Genomic DNA, 20653 nt, shown 5'->3' with positions numbered 1-20653 from the left:
AGACACTGTAGTCGCAGTTAAAGGCCGTGCTTTCTTATGAGAGCGCGGCTTATTCTCGTTCAACAACAGGCGTAAAAGGGCTTATGGCTGGACGAATTCCACGTTCATTTATTAATGATTTGCTAGCTCGAACCGATATCATCGATCTTATCGACGCTCGCGTGCCGTTAAAAAAACAAGGCAAAAATCATTCAGCGTGTTGTCCGTTTCATAATGAAAAAACGCCCTCTTTCACAGTAAATAGCGACAAACAGTTTTATCACTGTTTTGGTTGCGGCGCGCATGGCAATGCTATTGATTTTTTAATGAATTACGACAGACTCGATTTTGTCGAAACCATTGAAGAGTTAGCAGCAATGCATGGGCTAGAAGTTCCTTATGAATCAGGAACGGGTAGTAGCCCAATTGAACGACATATAAGACAAAATCTCTATCAAGTGATGGAGAAGTTGAACCAATATTATAGTAGTGCTCTCAATAAGCCTGATGCTCAGGAAGCTAGAAATTACCTTTCGCATCGTGGTCTTAGTGAAGATATTATTAGTCGTTTTTCTATTGGGTTTGTTCCTACTGGTTGGGATAATGTCCTAAAGCGGTTTGGTCAAAATGCCGATAATAAAGCCCTACTTCTTGAAGCAGGCATGGTAATAACCAATGATAATGGTCGAACTTATGACCGTTTTCGCCAACGTGTTATGTTTCCGATTAGAGATAGGCGTGGTCGTGTTATTGCCTTCGGTGGACGAGTTCTCGGTGATGATTTACCGAAATACTTAAACTCACCAGAAACAGAAATTTTCCATAAAGGACGCCAACTTTACGGTCTTTATGAAGCACAACAATCTAATAATAACGTTACAAAGCTATTAGTTGTTGAAGGTTATATGGATGTTGTGGCATTAGCGCAGTTTGGTATTGATTATGCCGTTGCCTCATTAGGAACCTCCACAACAGCAGAACATATTCAGTTGCTCTTTAGAACAACGGATAACATTATTTGCTGCTATGATGGAGATAGAGCAGGACGAGATGCCGCTTGGCGAGCACTAGAAACTGCACTTCCTTTTTTAAATGATGGCCGTTCTTTACGTTTTATGTTTTTACCTGAAGGTGATGACCCTGATTCATTGGTGCGTCGTGAAGGTAAAGAATCCTTTGAAAAACGTATGGAACAATCACATTCATTATCAGAATTTCTATTTGATTCGCTCGTTCCTCAGGTGGATCTGAGTACTCAAGAAGGCAATGGTAAGTTATACAGTTTAGCTCGACCATTAATAGATAAGATCCCAAGTGAGACTTTGCGTCTATATTTATTAAGAGAGCTTGGTAGCTTAACGGGAAATCCCGATATTGAGCAAATGGATCGCTTATTTGGTAGAGCATCGGTGAATCACGGATCTTCGTATCAACCGATAAAATTACGCACCACACCAATGCGTGTATTAATTGCCCTATTGATACAAAATCCAGAATTTTCTAAATTAGTGCCCCCTCTCGAGGGATTAAATACTGAAAAAATTGCAGGTTTATCGCTTTTTATTGAATTAGTTTCCGTTTGCCAAGCACAACCTGGCCTTAATACAGGACAGATTATCGAACTCTACAGAGAGAATAAATTCGGTAAACAGCTTGAAAAACTGGCAATGTGGAACGATATAGATATAGATGAGATTGCAGAGAAAACCTTTACAGATACGTTAGATCATCTTTTTTTAACTGCAATGGACGAACGTTTAAACGCCCTTATTGCAAAAGAGAGAACAGAAGGCCTAACGCAAAATGAACGCGAAGAAGTCCAGTTGATAATACAGGCACGCGTTAAAAAGTAAATACAGAATTAAGATTAAAAACACGGCTTAATTGCCGCTATCGGTAGGTACTAAAAACCTACATTTGCTACGCTGAGGGGACCGTAGCAATCGACAATGAAAATGCCCCTCCGTAGTTATTGTTGGCTGAACAGTTATCGCCGACCGACACCAACCCAAATTACTTTGAAGTGTGGATACCGTCTTATGGAGCAAAACCCGCAGTCACAGCTGAAGCTACTTGTTACTAAAGGTAAGGAGCAAGGCTACCTGACCTATGCTGAGGTCAATGACCATCTGCCGGAAGATATCGTCGATTCAGATCAAATCGAAGACATCATCCAGATGATTAACGACATGGGCATTCAGGTTATGGAAGAAGCACCTGACGCCGATGATCTGATGCTGGCAGAAAATTCAAATGACACTGATGATGATGCGGCAGAAGCCGCGGCTCAGGTACTTTCTAGTGTAGAATCTGAGATTGGCCGTACAACCGATCCTGTGCGTATGTATATGCGTGAAATGGGTACGGTTGAATTGCTTACCCGGGAAGGTGAAATTGATATCGCAAAACGTATTGAAGATGGTATTAACCAGGTTCAATGCTCTGTTGCTGAATATCCAGAAGCAATTACTTATCTTCTTGAACAATACGATCGCGTTGAAGCTGGTGAAGCACGTCTTTCTGACTTAATTACTGCGTTTATTGATCCAAATGCCGAAGAAGTGGCAGAGAGTGAAGTGGTCAATTTAGGCAAAAGTGATGATGAAGTTGACGATGCTGAAGACGAAGATGAAGACGAAGATGAAGATGGCGATAATGACAGCGATAGCGATGATGATAACAGCATCGATCCTGAATTAGCTCGCCAAAAATTTACTGAGCTTCGTGAACAATACGAGAAAACTCGCCAGACTATCAAGGCCAAAGGTCGTAATCACAAAGATACAGAACTTGAGATCTTATTGTTATCTGAAATTTTCAAACAGTTCCGTTTAGTTCCGAAACAGTTTGATTATCTGGTTAACAACATGCGTGACATGATGGACAGAGTTCGTGCTCAAGAACGTCACATCATGCGTCTTTGTGTTGATCAAGTTAAGATGCCTAAGAAAAACTTCATTACGCTGTTTACAGGTAACGAAACCAATGACACATGGTTCACTGCTGCTCGTGCAATGAATAAACCTTGGTCTGAAAAACTGGCAGGTATTGAAGAAGAAGTACAACGCAGCTTGCAAAAACTGCAACAAATTGAAGTTGAAACTGGTCTGACAATCGAACAGGTTAAAGACATTAACCGTCGTATGTCTATCGGTGAAGCAAAAGCACGTCGTGCGAAAAAAGAGATGGTCGAAGCAAACTTACGTTTAGTTATCTCTATCGCTAAAAAATATACCAACCGTGGCTTACAGTTCCTTGATTTGATCCAAGAAGGGAATATCGGTCTGATGAAAGCGGTTGATAAATTTGAATACCGTCGTGGTTATAAATTCTCAACTTACGCAACATGGTGGATCCGCCAAGCAATTACTCGTTCAATCGCTGATCAGGCACGTACAATTCGTATCCCTGTTCACATGATTGAAACGATTAATAAGCTAAACCGCATCTCTCGCCAAATGTTGCAAGAGATGGGACGTGAGCCTTCACCAGAAGAGCTTGCTGAACGCATGCTGATGCCTGAAGATAAAATCCGTAAGGTACTGAAAATCGCTAAAGAACCAATCTCCATGGAAACCCCAATCGGTGACGATGAAGATTCACATTTAGGTGATTTTATCGAGGATACAACTCTCGAGCTACCTTTGGATTCTGCAACATCAGAAAGCTTACGTTCAGCAACGCACGAAGTGTTAGCTGGTTTAACATTACGTGAAGCGAAAGTCCTGCGTATGCGTTTTGGTATCGATATGAATACAGACCATACCTTGGAAGAAGTGGGTAAACAGTTTGATGTTACCCGTGAACGTATTCGTCAGATTGAAGCGAAGGCACTGCGTAAATTACGCCACCCAAGTCGCTCTGAAGTATTACGTAGCTTCCTTGACGAGTAATTAGCTTTCTCTCAATTTACGTTATAACAAACGCCTGTGATATTCACAGGCGTTTTTTTATCGGCCAATCACGGATCTATCTCTAGTTTGAAGGTTATTGTTCAGAGTTTCTCAACAACCATTTTCTACAATGTACATTTATAAAAAATAGCCTATTTATTTATAATATTACGCATCTACCTAGGCTTACCTCTCAATTCTTACACTAGGTTATTGATATCACAGTTATTCTCTATTTTATCTTTTTATTGTTTAGATTGAGTATAAATTGCGCATACAGTCATTCAAAGGCTAGACCTAGTGTCAAATGGCACGTATAATCTCACTCCATTAAGGCCCCTTAGCTCAGTTGGTTAGAGCAGGCGACTCATAATCGCTTGGTCACTGGTTCAAGTCCAGTAGGGGCCACCAATTTTTAGCTGTTAAATCAGCACATTAAGCCACTTCTTAGTAAGTGGCTTTTTTGTTTTTATAGATCATGGCCCCTTTTTTGCCCTATCAAATATTTTTATCTCATATCAAACCAACAAATTCACTATACATAAAACTCTATTTAAGCCAGTAATTCTCGTGTCAATATAATAGCTTTATATGCACTCACTTTACTTAAGTGATGAGTTATACCACCGACTACTGTAATAACTCATTACTTAATCCTCAAAACCAGAGCTCCTAAAGAAATATATTTAAAATCATCTATACATTACACCAGTAGTTAGTTTTAAAATAATTACTAATATAGTTAACAACTAGATAAAATTATTCTATTTCATTTCCATTTATCGAAATAAAAGCTCACCTTAATATTGTCATTAAAGTGAGCTCGTTTTAAATATAATATCAACTGACTAATCTAACAGATTAATATTGTTCTTTAATTTTAAAGACTGACACTTTATCTGTTAAGTTTTGTGCTTTCTCATCTAAAATCATCGTAGAAGTCGCACCCTGTTCAACTAAAGCCGCATTTTGCTGAACAACTGAATCCATTTGGTTAATGGCTACAGCTATCTGTTCAATGCCCACTTTTTGCTCTTCTGATGCAATACTAATCCCCTGCATAATATCACTGACTTTAGTAATAGAAGAAACGATGTCCTGCATATGCTCACCCGTTTTATTCACTAATTCACGGCCATGAGCCACATCAGCAACGGACTCCCTGATGATTTGGTTAATTTCACGCGCAGCATCCGCACTTCTTGCGGCTAAATTTCTCACTTCAGTTGCAACAACAGTAAATCCGCGACCTTGCTCACCGGCACGTGCTGCTTCAACCGCGGCGTTTAATGCTAGAATATTCGTTTGGCTTGCAATGTTATTAACTACATCATTGATTTCAGCAACTTTTAATGTGCCTACTTCGATCTTTTTCATCGAACTAATTGCATCATTCATGATATTAGAACCATCAATCGCTAAATCACGAGTTTCTGCTGTTATAGAGTTTGCTAAAATCGCATTATCCGTATTATTAACAACAGCAATTTTTATCTCTTCCATACTCGCAGCTGTTTGTTGTAGAGCGCTTGCTTGCTCCTCAGTACGAGAAGAGAGATCTTGGTTGCCAGAAGCAATCTCTGCCGAACCCTTTTTGATCTCTAACGCTTCTTCTTTAACAAGTTGAATAGTCGATGTAAGTGCTGTTTGCATATTTCCAACATTAGAAAATAATGTACCAAACTCATCATTTCGTTTCTTAGGTAGATTGAAACTTAAATCCCCCTCTCCCACTTTCTGCAAAATAGCTGATAGAGTATTCAAATTAAAGATAAACGTTTTATTTATCCATCGAATAACTACATAAAGAAGAGCAAGGATAACGATAAGTGCAATGATCGTTGTATAAATAGAAAGCTGTACCATCCAAGCTTGTTCTGCTTTGATATCGTCATTGACACCTTTTGTGATAATCAAATATTCCTCAAAAAGATCAGAAAGACGAGTGAAATCATCAGAAAGATTTGTTTCTGTATAATTTAAGGTATCAATTGGTGCCATTAATTCATCAAGCAAGTAATAGAATAAGACCGATAGCTGTTCTGAATTTCGTTGAGCATCAGGGCTAATTTTCTTAACCTCAACCCAATGTGTGATCGTTGCTTTTGATTTTGTTGCAAGCGCTTTCGCTTCAGTCACAATCGATTTTATAGTTTCTTGCTTATTCTCTTCCGTCATCGTTTTCAATAACATTAAATAGTTAACGTGAGAACGAATAGTTGCTAGTTCATATCTCGCTTCTTGAACACTATTTAACCTAGTATTTAATGAATCCAATGAAGCAAAATTTTCCTGCATACGATAAATAAAAAATGACGACAATACTGATGATAATAAGAAAATGGCTAATAGTATGATAGAACCTACTTTAGCTGATCTTTCAATACTCATGAAATAATCCACCCCGGTAATTAAATAATACAAATGTACTCATTTATCGGCACGAAATAGATTTTATTTACTTATTAATCAGAATTATCAATACAAATGCTTAATTAGGTTCTCAATCAATGATAGCAATTAGTTTTTTCTTCTTCTTTTTACATCTTAATCTAGATGATATACCAATATGAAATAATATTTCAGTGTTATTGGGTGATTGTTTTTTAGACAAGATTTTCATTTAAATAAAATACAGCAAATATTTCACACACACGATTAAATGATAATTATCACCTAATGATTAAAACATCTTAAGTATTTTTACAATCTAATCCACAAATTAGAGATAAATAGCTTCTAAAAAATCGCGGCAAGGTATAAATACTTAGGATATTATTAATGAAAAATAATCGCTATTTTCAGAAAGAAAAGAAAAATAGAATGTACAAGTTATTTTAGTTTTCATATATAAGAATAAATCGAACCTTAGAGAAAGCATCTCAAACATCATTGCAATTAATACTTTTAAAAAAGTATTTTCTTAGTATCAAACAATCGACTCTTCTTTATATGAATATTTAGCCCAGCAATTATTGACTTAAATCAATTTTTATTTCCTTCTTATTTACCCAACAGAAGGTTTTCATAAATTATTTATAAATACACATAATCTATTTTCATCATATACCCCAATTTTTGATTTTATTCAGAGAATTCTTACATTCTACCTTTCTCATGAATACCCGCTTTGCGAGTAAAAAATATCTCCTTACATTACCTAGCCTTTTCGTACAATCCATCCTATAAAGACTGAAAATGAAATATAAATTAATATATAACTTATCAAACAAGATTTTTCACCTAACGCTAACTCATAAAGTGAGTATCAAAATTAGTTTTCACTTAAATTAATTTTATTAACATATTGATATATCTATCACTTACTAAATCTTAAGTATAACCTTACAATAATTACTCTCATGATAGGTATCACCTATTACATAATGATATCGCATAGGGTAAACCGTTTTTACGCAATAATTTATGTGTAATATAGTTATTCGCAATGAAATGACTAATTTTAATATGTGATGACTTCTATATATTAGACCTTCTGTTATTGGAATTAACTTTATGAACGATCTAGACACTAAAGTAGGCCTTTTTTTTAAAAAGGTTAGAAAAGAGAAAAAATTATCAGGTCGTGAACTGGCAAAAATAATCTCTGTTAGCCAACAACAAATTTCTCGCTATGAAAATGGAAAAAATAGTATGTCTCTTAGTTTAATAAATAAGTTGCTTATTATTTTTGATAAATCATGGGATGATTTGAATCGTGAAGTAATAAGTAATTACAATGAAAAGGTAACCAACACACAACTAAAAAAAAGAGATTATGAGTTTAGTGGTAACATTATTAACCAACTAAACTAATAAAAAATAAAACTTATGTAAATATCCCTACCAATAATTAATCATGAAAATAAAATATTTAAAGATGTTTTATTTTCATGAGCTATTAGCTTTATGAAGGTAGGGGTGTTAACACATGACAAAACTATTACTAGTCAATAATAGATAATATTAGGAAAATAAAAATCTTTTTAATTAAAGCTTTTATCAGCCATGGAATGCTTATATTTATTTTACTCTAATAGCGAGTCATAAAATGAATTTCTAAATATTAACTTTAATATTTAGTTATTTATTAAATGTAGTTATCTAATATAAAACAAAGGACTTTAGAATGAAAAAATCTATCATTGGTGCATCTTTAGCTATGGCATTTGGTCTAATGGCTGGCAATGCTATCGCTGCTGATAATACTGGTACTATCACTTTTAATGGTGAATTAACTGATACAACATGTAAAGTTGACATCGAAGGCCAAGGTGCAGATGCAACGATTACTTTACCAACAGTAAGTACTAATGTTTTACAAGCTGCAGGTGACGTAACTGGTCGTACTGCATTTAATATGAACCTGTCTGATTGTAAAGTAGGCACTGCGGGTCATAGCACTGTTTCTGCATTCTTCGAAACTGGTATGACTGTAGACCAAGCTTCTGGTCGTCTGAATAATATGGATATCGCGGCAACAGGTGCTAAACAAGTTCAATTACAACTGTTAGATGGTGCTAACTTCAATGCAATTAAAGTAGGTAATACTTCTCAAGTAAATGATACTACTTACTATGCAATTACTGCTGAAAAAGCAACTCTACCATACGCTGTAGAATACTACGCAATGGGTCAAACAGAGGCTGGTAAAGTAACAAGTAGCGTTGTTTATACTCTGCAGTATAAATAATCGAAATAAATAGGGAGGAATTCTCCTCCCTATTTGCTTTTTATTAATGGAATAAAGATAAATATGATAACCCCTAAATTAATTAAAAGCTTTTTTATTAGTTTATTATTAATTATTCCCGCATGGGTTAATGCCGGTGTTGTTATTAGTGGCACTCGCGTTATTTATGTTGAAAATGAAAAAGAAGTCACTATTAAAGTATCGAATGAAGGGAAATTACCTGTTCTTATTCAAAACTGGATTGATACAGGTGATGTGGATGCCGCACCTGAAAATATTCAGGTTCCTTTTGTTTTAAGTCCTCCTGTATTTCGTGTTGAACCGACTAAATCTCAAACATTGAGAATTAATTATACTGGCAGCATGCAATTACCTAAAGATAGAGAATCTATTTATTGGCTAAACGTATTAGAAATACCGCCTAATGCAAGTGATAAAATAGATAATAAATTACAAATCGCTTATCGCTCTAGAATAAAACTATTTTATAGGCCTTATGCATTAAGAGATAAAGCAGACGCAATAAAAGGTGCAGAAAATCTGTCATTCTCAGTTATTAATAATAAGTTAAAGGCGATAAACAATTCTCCTTATTATGTCTCTTTAGTTTCTATCACGCTATCCAATAATGAAAAAAATCCGATTGATGGTGAAGTAGTACCACCACTTGGCAGTCATGACTTTTCAATTCCAAATGGAGTCAATGCGTCTTCAGGAAGCAAAATTGTTTACAGGTATGTAAACGATTGGGGCGCAATGAAAATGGTTGAAACCACACTGTAGTTTTCTAGGTGTTTTCTAAAAATACGGGAATATTAAAATGAGCAGTTATATTTTAAAAACTATTATAATATCTGCTGGTGTGACTTTTTTAGTCGCTCCTTATACCTATGCAGAAAATATAACAGTCACTGAAAATAATAAATGGCTGTCTAATGGTAATAGCTCATTATCTGCAACTTTATCCCCAAATGATAATGACCTGCCATCAGCACCTATATCTAATGGTAATAATTCAACGTCATTTAACCCGATTTTTATGAACACCGCTCAAGGTGATATTGATATTAGCCGTTTTGACAAAGCTGATGCAATATTACCCGGCACATGGAATGTCGAACTCTATGTTAATAAACACTTTGTTGGATTAGAGTCTATCACATTTAGGGAAATGGCAAATCGTGAAGTCGAAGCGTGTTTAACTAAAGACATCATTGATTTAGTCGGTCTCAAGGATGAGAAAACCCCACCATTATTAAAAAGTGCACTAGAGCTTCATGAGTGTATTGAATTAGCAAAATTTATTCCTTCAAGTAGTGTTAAGTACGATCACTCTATACAACGTTTAAATATTGATGTTCCACAAATATTAGTGGGATATAAACCCCGTGGTTATGTTAGCCCATCACTTTGGGATCGTGGTATCAATGCATTGCTACTAGGCTATAACGGTAACTATTTTATGTCCCGTAATAATGGGAAAGAGTATAAATCCGCATTTGCAGGGATCACCGGAACCTTAAATTTAGGGGCTTGGAGTTATCATCATACTGGTAACTATTCATGGAATGAACAAACGGGTCACGACTACACTTCTACTTATAACTATTTACAACGTATTATCACCACTATTCAAGGCGTAGTACAAGTGGGTGATATGCTCACTAAAGGGCAACTATTTGATTCTCAACCATTAAGAGGTATTCAGCTTTTTAGTGATGATAAGATGTTACCTGATTCTCAACGTGGCTTTGCGCCGACTATCCGTGGTGTAGCAAAAACAAACGCCCGCGTTATTATTCGCCAAGATGGTCATATCATCCACGAAACCGTTGTACCACCGGGTGCATTTGAGATTGATGACCTCTACCCTTCAGGCTATGGCGGTAACTTAGATGTCACCATACAAGAAGCGGATGGCTCAGAACAGCATTTCAGAGTCTATTATGCTTCAGTGGTACAATTACTGCGCCCAGGTCAACACAACTATACCGTTGCTGCGGGGCATTTAAATTCAACTTCAGTAGAATATGATCCTACATTATACCAAGCCACTTATCGCCGAGGCTTAACCAACCTTGTCACCGGATATGCAGGAGTACAAGGTACAGGGGCTGACTATTATGCTATCCAAGTGGGTATGGCATTAAGTACACCATTAGGCGCTTTTTCTGCAGACGTGACCCAAGCTCGTCTGCATTTAAATAGCACTGATTCTGCTGTCAATAGCGGCCAAAGTTATCAAGTCAGTTACAGCAAGTATATTCAAGATACCAACAGTAACCTGACTATTGCCGCCTATAAGTTTAACTCTGAACACTTCTATGACTATATGTCAGCGGTTCAGGCTATCAATGAAGAGCGTCATGGGAGAAGTATCAATAATATCTGGCGCCCAAAAAGCCGTTTTAACGTCACTATAGATCAGGGGTTACCTGAAGGCTGGGGTAATTTCTACGTCAGTGGTTTTACGCAAAACTATTGGAATAACGATACGACCGATTTGCAATATCAAATGGGTTATAACAACCGTTGGAAGCGCCTCTCTTATGGTATCAACGTAGGTCAAGCACGTAATGCTGATGGCAAAAAAGAGACATCCGTTGAAATGAATTTTACATTACCACTTTACGATTTAAGTGTTGACCATATGCCAACCTTAACCGCAGCGTTAACTCGTGATGGACGAGGTAATGTTGGTGAGCGTATTGGTATTTCTGGCTCTGCGGGTGAAGATAATCGTTACAGCTATGGTGTTACAGCAATGAATACCAACCATGGTGTTGGTTCAAGTATGACCCTTAATGGTAATGCGAGAACAAATTATACTAACTTAGCCGCAAACTATGGCGTAGGTGAACATTATCAAAATGCCTCAATCGGTATGAGTGGTTCGTTAATTGGTTGGTCTGGTGGTGTCGTTGCATCGCCTTATCAAGGTGATACTTTCGCCATTGTTGAAGCAAATGGTGCTAAAGGGGCAAGAGTCAGTGGCTACCCAGGTATTGAAATTGATGGCTTTGGTCATGCTGCTGTCCCTTATTTAACACCATACCAAATGAATGATATTTCGATTAACCCGAAAGGGATGTCAACTAACGTTGAATTACAAAATACACAAGCCCGCATTGCACCATTTGAAGGTGCGATCACGAAGGTGGAATTTAAAACCAATACAGGTATCCCTCTGTTAATTACAATCCAACGTAATAACGGCGCCATTCCATTTGGTAGCGTCGCCTACGATGAACAGAACAATGAAGTGGGTAGTATAGGTCAGGGAGGACTTCTCTACGCCCGAGTTGAAAACGCGTCAGGTCGCTTAATTGTGAAATGGGGACCGGGTGAAATACAGCAATGTATCATTAATTATAATGCGCCAGCACAAGATAAAGATAATCCAAGTAGTTTTGTTCAACTTACCAGTGTCTGTGGAGAATAAAGTATGAAGTCTATTATTAAAAACTCATTAGCCTTAATGCTTCTACTTTTTCCTGTTGCGGAGGTAATGGCACAACAGACTGTCAAGTGTCAAGTTATTGCAGCCCCATTGGATCATACTATACCCATTGGTAGCGCAATTCATGTTGGTGCTGATATGCCAGTAGGTTCGGTTGTTTATCATGGTCGAATTAATTTTAATAACATTACACACAACTATTCTTGTAGGTTTAATGTGCCTTCAACAGGATTAGGATACTATTACTTTTTAGAGCGCCAAGAGATAAAATTATTAAGTACAGCAGGAACACCCGCTGTTGGCGCAGGTATTCCTCCTAATGTCTATAAAACCAATAACCCAGGTCTTGGTATTGTATTTTATACAAATAACGATCGAAATAAATCGCTACGTCCTAATATTCCTCAACTCTCTTGGGAAGGGCAACGTGAACTTATTGAAGGCCAACGTGAATCTATTACTTATTGGGCACGCCCAGTACTCAATTATTCTTTAATTAAATTAGGCCCTATTCAGCCGGGTACATTTGATTTAAGCAATATTGCAAGAATGCAACTTGATGTTAATTATCCCGAAAAAGATAAGGTTCTAGCAGAAGAATTTCCTTTTATATCCGCATATATGAATATTACAGGTTCTGTTAGTGTCACCGCTACAAGTTGTAAAACACAAGACTACACTGTGGAATTAGGCAAACATGAAACATCGGCCTTACCTGCAAAAGGCAGTTCAACCAAATGGATAAATTCTGATATTAATTTATACAATTGCCCTGCCTTTAGAGGTTATTACTCTGGTGGCAAAGGAGAGGTACTTACCACTGAAGTGGGCCAAACATTCCCAGATCGCGATCCAAACGAACTAAGAGTGACCATTAAGCCCGTCAATCCCCCCATTATTGAGTACCCTGGCACTTTTGAAGTAAACGATGTACCGGGGGCGGCTAAAGGTGTCGGGATACAACTTGCATTTGGAGCAACAGGCGAAGATTTTGTTAAATTTAATATGCCAACTGCCTTCGCACAACCCATCACAGAAAAAGCAGGTACTGTAAGTATTCCATTACGTGCACGTTATATTCGTGTGGATGACCGCTTATCTTCGGGTGTTGCCAACGGTGCTGCAACCTTTATGATTGAATATTATTAATCCCTTGTTCTGTTTGCCTGAATAGAATAAAAACCCACTCTGATACGTTAATTCAGAGTGAGTTTTTTATCGTTATAATGCTTGTTCTTCAATTTGAAAAACGGCCACATTATCCATTAACATCTGCGCTTTTTCATCTAACACCATCGTTGAAGATGCACCTTGATCCACTAAAGAAGCATTTTGCTGTACAACGGTATCCATCTGATTAATTGCCACCGCAATTTGTTCAATACCAATGCGTTGCTCTTCTGAAGCAAGACTTATACCCTGCATTATCTTGTTAACTTTTGTAATAGAAGAGACTATTTCTTGCATATGCTCACCGGTTTTATTCACCCATTTCGTACCATTCGCCATATCTTCAATCGATTCTTTCAGTATCTGGCTTATTTCTTTTGCTGCATCTGCACTTTTTGCAGCAAGATTTCGTACCTCAACGGCAACCACTTTAAAACCGCGTCCTTGTTCTCCTGCACGAGCAGCTTCAACTGCCGCATTTAGTGCCAAGATATTGGTTTGACTGGCAATATTATTAATTACCTCGTTAATTTCACCCACTTTAACGGCACCCTGTTCAATTTTCTTCATTGACAAAATTGCCTCCTGCATCACCGTGGCGCCATCTGTCACAACATCATTAGATTGATTAATGATGTTATTTGCTTCCATGGTATTTTCAGTATTATTTGCGACAGCGGTTTTTATTTCTTCCATACTCGCTGCAGTTTGTTGTAAAGCACTTGATTGCTCTTCAGTTCGAGAAGACAGTTCTTGATGAGCTGATGCAATTTCAGCAGCACCTCGTTTTATTTCTAATGTCTCTTTTTTTACGGTAAGAATGGTGGATGTTAGCGATTTTTGCATATCACCGACACAGGAAAACAGTGTACCAAATTCATCATTTCTTATTTTAGGCAGTGAGAAAACTAATTCGCCTTTGCCTATTTTTTTTAAAATATCAGACAATGTATTAAGGTTAATAAGAAATGATTTATTAACCCAGCGAATAGTGAAATACAAAATAATAGATAAAAGCAATAATGAAATTAACGTTGATAAAATAGAGAGTTGAACCATGGTATTTTGATTATTTCGAAGCGAAGCACTATTTTTCGCTTTAATCGCAACATAGTTATCAAATAAGCCACTGAGTTTTTCAAAATCATGATCAAAATGTTCATCTTTAACATTGGCGTTGTGAGCTGAATTTGACGCAATCACTAATCTATCAATTAAGTTATAAAATAACGCAGCTATATCTTCTACACTTTTTTGTGCGTCTGCTGAGACTTTTTTTTCGTCCACCCATCCTTTCATTGTGTTTTTAGCACTAATAGCAAGTTGTTTATTTTTCTCAATAATATCAGCATCATTAGCACTTCGTTTGTCTTTATCCTGCATCAAAAAATTCACATTTGAGCGCATGATCACTAATTGATAACGTGCCATCAGCACATCTGTATAGCGTGTTAGCAACACTTCCACTTGAGTGAAATTATTTTTCACTTTATCAATAAAAAATATAGATAATGCCGAAGATAAAATAAAAACTAATAATAATAAAGACGAACCTATCTTAGCAGATCGTTTAATGCTCATAATAAAAATACCTATACACATATATCGATACGATTTATTTCCTTATCGACATAGCTGTTCTTTTATTTAATAAAAATAGGTGGTTATAAGTTAATGATTTTTATTTTAAAAATATTAGTCTATCAATAAACATCATCTATATTTTAAATATTTTTTAATTTATTATTATTTTATAAAATAATCCAACTAATATTATTAATAATAAAAAGTCTCTTTTTTATCAAAAAAATAAGTATTTTTATTTGATGGATAAATATTATTTTATATTCATAATATAAGTAATCTTTATTTATTTACATTAGAAAGTATAAAAATCACTTTATTTTCAATAAGTAATAGACACACTATCTCATTTTGAGAACAATGATATAATATGTGCAATGACCTTAAAAACTCTGATGATTTACGGAGCTTACTTTTTTATGCAACCCCAGTTTGAAAACTCAAAAAACACCGTAAAAACGTTATCAGTGTTTGATTTTGATGGCACGCTAACTTACCACGATAGTTTTATTCCTTTTTTAAAGTTTGCTTTCGGTAAACGTAAATTTTCACGCCGTTTAATTAAGATGGTATTACCAACATTACGTTGTTTTAGACGCAAATTAACCCGTGATGAATTAAAAGAAGTGCTTATCAAAACTTTTTTAACAAACATTGACGAACAATGGTTAAAAGAAAAAGCGGAAGCATTTTGTCAGCTTTACTGGGCTAAATTAATGCGCCCTACTGGCTTATTAGCAGTAGCAGAAGAAGTGAAAAGTAATGCCCAAGTTACTATTTGCTCTGCATCACCAGCAATGGTTCTACAGCCTTTTGCTGATAGGTTGGGAATTAAACTGATAGGTACGACACTTGAAGTAGTTGATGGTAAATTGACAGGTAAAATTATCGGCAATAACTGTCGCTGTGGCGAGAAAATTAAACGTTTAGAAGATGTCTACGGGGATCTAACGCAATATCATATGAGAGCATGGGGTGATTCTCGTGGTGATCATGAATTGCTATTGGCCTCTCAAACTCCTCATTGGCGTCACTTTCATACTGGCCGTCGTAAATCTAAAAACTCGCCCATTAAAGTGACCGTAAAAAAAGAGTCTTAGTCGCTAACGGTTTCCCTATCAACACAGAGACAAATAGCCCCCGCTAATGCGAGGGCTAAATAAAGCCTTAGATATTTACACCGTGTTGTGATGCTAACGCACCTAAACCACCCGCAAAACCTTGACCAACAGCTTTGAATTTCCACTCTGCGCCATGGCGATATAATTCACCAAAGATCATTGCAGTTTCTGTAGAGGCATCCTCAGAAAGATCAAAACGTGCAATTTCAGCCCCATTGTCGTTGTTAAAAACGCGCATAAAACTGTTGCTTACCATACCAAAGTTTTGTTTACGATTTTCAGCATCATAAATAGTGACTGCAAATACCAGTTTTTTCACTTCAGCAGGGACTTTTGATAAGGTGATTTTGACTTGTTCATCATCACCGTCGCCTTCCCCAGTACGGTTATCTCCTTGGTGTTCAACGCTTCCGCACTGACTCACTTTGTTATTAAAGAAGATAAAACTTGCGTCTGAAAGTACTTTTCCATCTTCACCAACCATGAATACTGACGCATCTAAATCAAATTCTGCGCCATCAGTCACGCGGGCATCCCATCCTAAACCAACCATAGCAACCGACATTGTTGGTGCTTCTTTAGTTAGAGAAACATTACCACCTTTAACGAGGGAAACTGCCATATCAAAGCTCCTACTTTATTGAATAAACTGGCAATCACTTTTTATGAATGCCAGTGGTTAGTATTTTACAACAATCTATCAAGAGGCATTTATACCGTACTGAGCACAAACAGAACCTAAGCCACCTGCATAACCTTGACCAACAGCACGGAATTTCCACTCTGCGTTATGACGATATAACTCGCCAAATAACATTGCCGTTTCAGTTGATGCATCTTCCGTTAAATCATAACGAGCAACTTCAATTTGGTTGTCATCATTAACTAGGCGAATAAATGCACCCGATACCTGACCAAAGCTTTGACGACGTGCTTGCGCATCATGGATAGTGACAACAAAGATAACCTTATCGACGTCATTTGGGATCATGTCTAATTTGATTTTCAGTGCTTCATCATCACCATCGCCTTCACCCGTACGATTATCACCGGTATGAACAACAGAGCCATCAGCGGATCTTAAGTTGTTATAAAAAATGAAATCGGCATCGCTACGTACTTTTCCATTAGCTGCTAACAAAAATACAGATGCATCTAAGTCAAAATCTTGACCATCTGTAGAACGGGCATCCCAACCAAGTCCGACAAGGACGTTTTTCATCGTTGGGGCTGCTTTGCTCAGAGAGACATTACCACCTTTAGAAAGAGAAACGCTCATTTTTTAACCTCTTTAATTTAGTTTTTTGATATTCTGATTTCTCAAGAATATTAATTATTCTGACTTACCTTCATTATCTTTTTTCTCAGGAAACACAAAGCTTGCAATAATTCCCAGAGCAAGAACCCCCAGCACAACAAATAGGCTAGTTGTCGCGGAAATACTGTATCCATGCTGCCAAATGTGGTCTGTTGCATTGAGACCCAGTTTTACGGCAATAAAGAACAGTAACACAATAACCGCTTTTTCAAGGTAAACGAGATACTGTTTTAACGCTTCTAATACGAAGTAAAGCGTACGTAGGCCTAAGATTGCGAACATCATTGCACTATAGACAATCAGGGGTTCACGGCTTACAGCGATAATAGCGGGAACAGAGTCGAAAGCAAACATCACATCAGAAAGCTCTACAACAGCAACACACAACATAAGTGGGGTTGCATATAACGCAGCTTTTGTACCACGACCGATAGTGACATCTTTGTTTTCAGGTTTCGCTAATTCAACATCCACTTCTTTTTGTGTTAATAAGAAAGCGTGTCCTGTGATTTTTGGCCATATAGGGAAAAATCGTTTAACTAAGCGATAAGCAAGATGTTGTGAATAGTCTTCGATTTCTTCACTATCATCACCGCTTTTCAGCATCATAACTGCCGTCCAAGCAACGATTAAGGCAAATACTATCTCAACATATGGTCCTAAACTTAGCAGTCCTGTACCGATGGCAACAAAGATCCCACGGAAAACGATAGCACCGATAATACCCCAATAAAGAACGCGGTGGCGGAAGCGGTCTGGCACGGAAAACCAAGAGAAAATCGCCATCATGACAAACAAGTTATCAACGGAAAGTACTTTCTCTAGCGCATAACCCGTTACGAATAAGCTCGCAACTTCAGCACCATGGTGAATATAAAGGAATCCTGCGAATGCCATAGCAATAGCAATCCAGAATATAGACCAAAATATGGCATTCTTTAACGTTATCGGCTTATCAGCGCGATGCATGAATAAGTCGATAAAAATAGCGCCAATCGCAAGTACTACAAAGACAATGACAGTTTCTGTCGGAAAACCAATATGTGTGGATACCATAATAATTCCTGAACGGTTCCCTATCTTAAATTAATTACAAACCAAATTCTGCGGGCTCAAAGCCTAATGCAATGGCAATAGCACGCACAGCCTCTTTTTCATCATTGTCAAAATCACCATCACTTTTCGCAACAGCGATACCAACACGAATAGCTAATTGCGCAGCTTCTGGCTGATCTTTCATTGCCAGAATATACTTCATCGTTTCACCTTTACCGATTTCAGCGTCAAAGTCGAAACTTGTAATTAGCTTATTAAAGAATTCAATCACCTCTGAGGTATCAAATACTTTAAGTTCATCTGATGCCTTTAAAAAACCCAGCATCTTCTGTTTTTCTTCAGAACTCACTCCGTCACTGGCGATGGCAATACGCGCACAGACAGCCACAGTTCCTTGCATAAATTTTTTGTTTTTAAAGCGACCAACTTGCTTTGCTAACTCAGAACGGCCCGTATTAAAACCTTCTTTTAATTTATTGAAAAAACTCATGTTACTTTTCCTTATATCAATTTGATCACTTAGAACCCGCTGTCCAGCGAAATCCCCACCCGTAGGCATTATCCATATCACGGTGGCCTTTAAAAAACTCATTGAGACGTTCCACTTTTATTGAACCGTTCTCATTCACTAGCCGTGCAATCGCACACATACCACGACCATTGTTACCTTCAGTTAAACGAGTTTCAATAGGGGGTTGATCAGGAACATGAATGGTGACAACACCATCTGTTTTACTCCAATTAGGTACGCCCTCATAAATAAACGCGAAAATCAGCACTTGTTTTAGTGATTTCCACTCGCGTCCATTCACAAAGATCCACTCACCACCAGCAACATCGCCTGTTCTATCGTCACCTTGTAATTCAACATAAGGCGCGTGGTTAAAATCACCAAAGCCATTTCCTAATGCTTGAATAACAGACTTATAACCATCTTGTAGTTCAACAAAAGCACCAATATCTAAATCAATGCCTTTCTTACCACCAAATAATCCACCTAATAATCCTGAATTACTATTATTGCTTTCACGATGCCAATTAAGATTAATTCGAATTTTACCGAAATCATCTTTCTTCGTTAGGCTAATAGCTGGCTTCTCTTTCGTTAAAGAAACCTTACTTAAATTCACTGTATTAGGTGCTGGGGTTGGCGCGGGTTTAGGCATTGTAGGTGGCACAGGAGTGGGTTCAGGATCTGCAATATCAACACCAAAATGTTCAGCTAACGGTTTTAACCCCCCATTGAACCCTTGGGCGATAAAACGAAATTTCCAACTACCATTACGCCGATATAATTCGCCTAAAATTAATGCCGCTTCTGAGCGGCCATTAATTTCAACATTTCCATTTGCTACCACTTCGTTATTCGCATCAACCTGAATGGATAATCGTTGCAAATTAGCGATAGTTTGCTGACCATCACAGGTTGCTGTAAACGCAATTTTTTCAACATCAGGACGTAAACGTGTTAAATCTACGGTAAAAGAAGTGCTATTTCCTGCTGTTGCATAAATAACCGTGCGATCATCACTCGCTGCTTGTCCATAAAACACCATATCGGCGTCGCCATTAACTTTGCCTGATGCATAAAGTCTAAAAGCGGAGGCATCAACCGGTGCCCCTGATTGAACCCTAACAATAAGCGTTTGATTAGGAACAGGAACATTACCACCTGGTGTCATATTCATTAGCGTACCACCGTAGCCACGATATCGGGCATCATGTCGTTAATCACGCGACCTTTACAAGGGGCACCAAATGCAGTGAAATCCCACTGACCATGATTACGTTGTAAAGAAGCAATCACAATACCAGTATGAGAACCCTGTTCTGCTAAGGTATAACGCACTAATTCTTTATTTGTTGTTTTATCAACAACACGACAGAATGCATTTTCAACTTCATTAAATGTTTGTCCACGGAAACTGTTTACAGTGAAAACCAAGTATTCAACATTTGTTGGTAAACGGCCTAAATCAACGAAAATGGTTTCATCATCGCCATCACCGTCTCCTGTTAAGTTATCACCAGAATGAACTACTGACTGACAACTTGATTTTAATTTACGAAACCAAATGGTATCGATTTGATTGCCATTTGCGTCAAGTAAAACGCAACTTGCATCTAAATCAATAGAACCACCACCACCAAAAAGACCACCTAATAATCCTTTTTTCTTAATTGGATCCCAGCCCAAACCAAACATTAAATGGCTCAGTGTAGGTGATTGTTTACTGAGAGAAACTGTTTGATTCTTGCTTAATGAAACCATAATTAAATTCCTTCAGAGGTAGAGTGAAACAATAATGCCATTTGTGATTAAATCCATATTGTGAAAATCATCATATCATGATGAAGTACATGAGCAAGACTATTTTC

At 37.3% G+C, this 20653-nt stretch carries 16 protein-coding genes and 1 tRNA gene; 9 read left to right on the top strand and 8 right to left on the bottom strand.

Annotated features, from left to right (window positions below; all coding sequences use genetic code 11):
* Positions 1 to 83: 83 nt before the first annotated feature.
* The 3 genes from dnaG to ABN217_RS12845 all read left to right on the top strand — a co-directional run bounded on the left by dnaG (position 84) and on the right by ABN217_RS12845 (position 4283).
* Positions 84 to 1832: a DNA primase gene (dnaG, locus tag ABN217_RS12855; protein ID WP_196554760.1), complete on the top strand. Its 1749-nt coding sequence runs from the start codon at positions 84 to 86 to the stop codon at positions 1830 to 1832.
* 186 nt (positions 1833 to 2018) lie between these two features.
* Positions 2019 to 3872: an RNA polymerase sigma factor RpoD gene (rpoD, locus tag ABN217_RS12850; RefSeq protein WP_072070077.1), complete on the top strand. Its 1854-nt coding sequence runs from the start codon at positions 2019 to 2021 to the stop codon at positions 3870 to 3872.
* A 334-nt stretch (positions 3873 to 4206) separates the two neighbouring features.
* Positions 4207 to 4283: transfer RNA gene (locus tag ABN217_RS12845), tRNA-Ile, on the top strand.
* A 450-nt stretch (positions 4284 to 4733) separates the two neighbouring features.
* Here the strand turns inward: ABN217_RS12845 and ABN217_RS12840 are convergent.
* Positions 4734 to 6263 carry a methyl-accepting chemotaxis protein gene (locus tag ABN217_RS12840; RefSeq protein ID WP_196554748.1) on the bottom strand — a complete coding sequence of 510 codons (1530 nt, stop codon included), beginning with the start codon at positions 6261 to 6263 and terminating at the stop codon, positions 4734 to 4736.
* Positions 6264 to 7388: 1125 nt separating this feature from the next.
* On the opposite strand from ABN217_RS12840, the gene ABN217_RS12835 reads away from it, so the two are divergent.
* From ABN217_RS12835 to ABN217_RS12815, 5 genes are all read left to right on the top strand, one after another.
* The gene (locus ABN217_RS12835; RefSeq protein WP_196554749.1) at positions 7389 to 7688 is read left to right on the top strand and encodes a helix-turn-helix domain-containing protein; all 300 of its coding nucleotides are present in this window, start codon (positions 7389 to 7391) and stop codon (positions 7686 to 7688) included.
* A 313-nt stretch (positions 7689 to 8001) separates the two neighbouring features.
* The gene (locus tag ABN217_RS12830) at positions 8002 to 8565 is read left to right on the top strand and encodes a fimbrial protein (protein WP_196554750.1); all 564 of its coding nucleotides are present in this window, start codon (positions 8002 to 8004) and stop codon (positions 8563 to 8565) included.
* 63 nt (positions 8566 to 8628) lie between these two features.
* Complete coding sequence (locus ABN217_RS12825) at positions 8629 to 9348, top strand: fimbrial biogenesis chaperone (RefSeq protein WP_196554751.1); 720 nt, start codon at positions 8629 to 8631, stop codon at positions 9346 to 9348.
* Between the two features lie 37 nt (positions 9349 to 9385).
* The gene (locus ABN217_RS12820) at positions 9386 to 12007 is read left to right on the top strand and encodes a fimbria/pilus outer membrane usher protein (protein WP_196554752.1); all 2622 of its coding nucleotides are present in this window, start codon (positions 9386 to 9388) and stop codon (positions 12005 to 12007) included.
* A gap of 3 nt (positions 12008 to 12010) precedes the next feature.
* Complete coding sequence (locus ABN217_RS12815) at positions 12011 to 13174, top strand: fimbrial protein (protein WP_340893794.1); 1164 nt, start codon at positions 12011 to 12013, stop codon at positions 13172 to 13174.
* A gap of 72 nt (positions 13175 to 13246) precedes the next feature.
* Here ABN217_RS12815 and ABN217_RS12810 read toward each other — a convergent pair whose 3' ends face one another.
* Positions 13247 to 14776, bottom strand: coding sequence for a methyl-accepting chemotaxis protein (locus ABN217_RS12810; RefSeq protein ID WP_197269887.1), 1530 nt, complete (start codon positions 14774 to 14776; stop codon positions 13247 to 13249).
* 422 nt (positions 14777 to 15198) lie between these two features.
* Between ABN217_RS12810 and ABN217_RS12805 the strand changes: the two genes are divergently transcribed.
* Positions 15199 to 15879: an HAD family hydrolase gene (locus tag ABN217_RS12805; RefSeq protein ID WP_115350180.1), complete on the top strand. Its 681-nt coding sequence runs from the start codon at positions 15199 to 15201 to the stop codon at positions 15877 to 15879.
* Between the two features lie 67 nt (positions 15880 to 15946).
* Here the strand turns inward: ABN217_RS12805 and ABN217_RS12800 are convergent, their stop codons facing one another.
* The 6 genes from ABN217_RS12800 to ABN217_RS12775 all read right to left on the bottom strand — a co-directional run bounded on the left by ABN217_RS12800 (position 15947) and on the right by ABN217_RS12775 (position 20546).
* Complete coding sequence (locus ABN217_RS12800) at positions 15947 to 16522, bottom strand: TerD family protein (protein ID WP_072070082.1); 576 nt, start codon at positions 16520 to 16522, stop codon at positions 15947 to 15949.
* 78 nt (positions 16523 to 16600) lie between these two features.
* Positions 16601 to 17179: a TerD family protein gene (locus tag ABN217_RS12795; protein WP_072070083.1), complete on the bottom strand. Its 579-nt coding sequence runs from the start codon at positions 17177 to 17179 to the stop codon at positions 16601 to 16603.
* A 54-nt stretch (positions 17180 to 17233) separates the two neighbouring features.
* On the bottom strand, positions 17234 to 18274 hold the full coding sequence (locus tag ABN217_RS12790; protein ID WP_072070084.1) for a TerC/Alx family metal homeostasis membrane protein: 1041 nt from the start codon (positions 18272 to 18274) through the stop codon (positions 17234 to 17236).
* 34 nt (positions 18275 to 18308) lie between these two features.
* Positions 18309 to 18764, bottom strand: coding sequence for a tellurite resistance TerB family protein (locus ABN217_RS12785; protein ID WP_072070085.1), 456 nt, complete (start codon positions 18762 to 18764; stop codon positions 18309 to 18311).
* A gap of 25 nt (positions 18765 to 18789) precedes the next feature.
* Positions 18790 to 19962, bottom strand: coding sequence for a TerD family protein (locus tag ABN217_RS12780; protein ID WP_115350183.1), 1173 nt, complete (start codon positions 19960 to 19962; stop codon positions 18790 to 18792).
* Entirely contained in the window at positions 19962 to 20546 is a 585-nt protein-coding gene (locus ABN217_RS12775) for a TerD family protein (protein ID WP_196554817.1), read from the bottom strand. Before ABN217_RS12775 ends, ABN217_RS12780 begins: the two co-directional genes overlap by 1 nt.
* Positions 20547 to 20653: the final 107 nt, after the last annotated feature.

Source organism: Proteus sp. fly-1067 (assembly GCF_040139345.1).
Lineage (GTDB): Bacteria > Pseudomonadota > Gammaproteobacteria > Enterobacterales > Enterobacteriaceae > Proteus > Proteus vulgaris_B.
The sequence above is the reverse complement of the archived record's forward strand: the minus strand, read 5'-3'. Positions and strand labels throughout refer to the sequence as shown.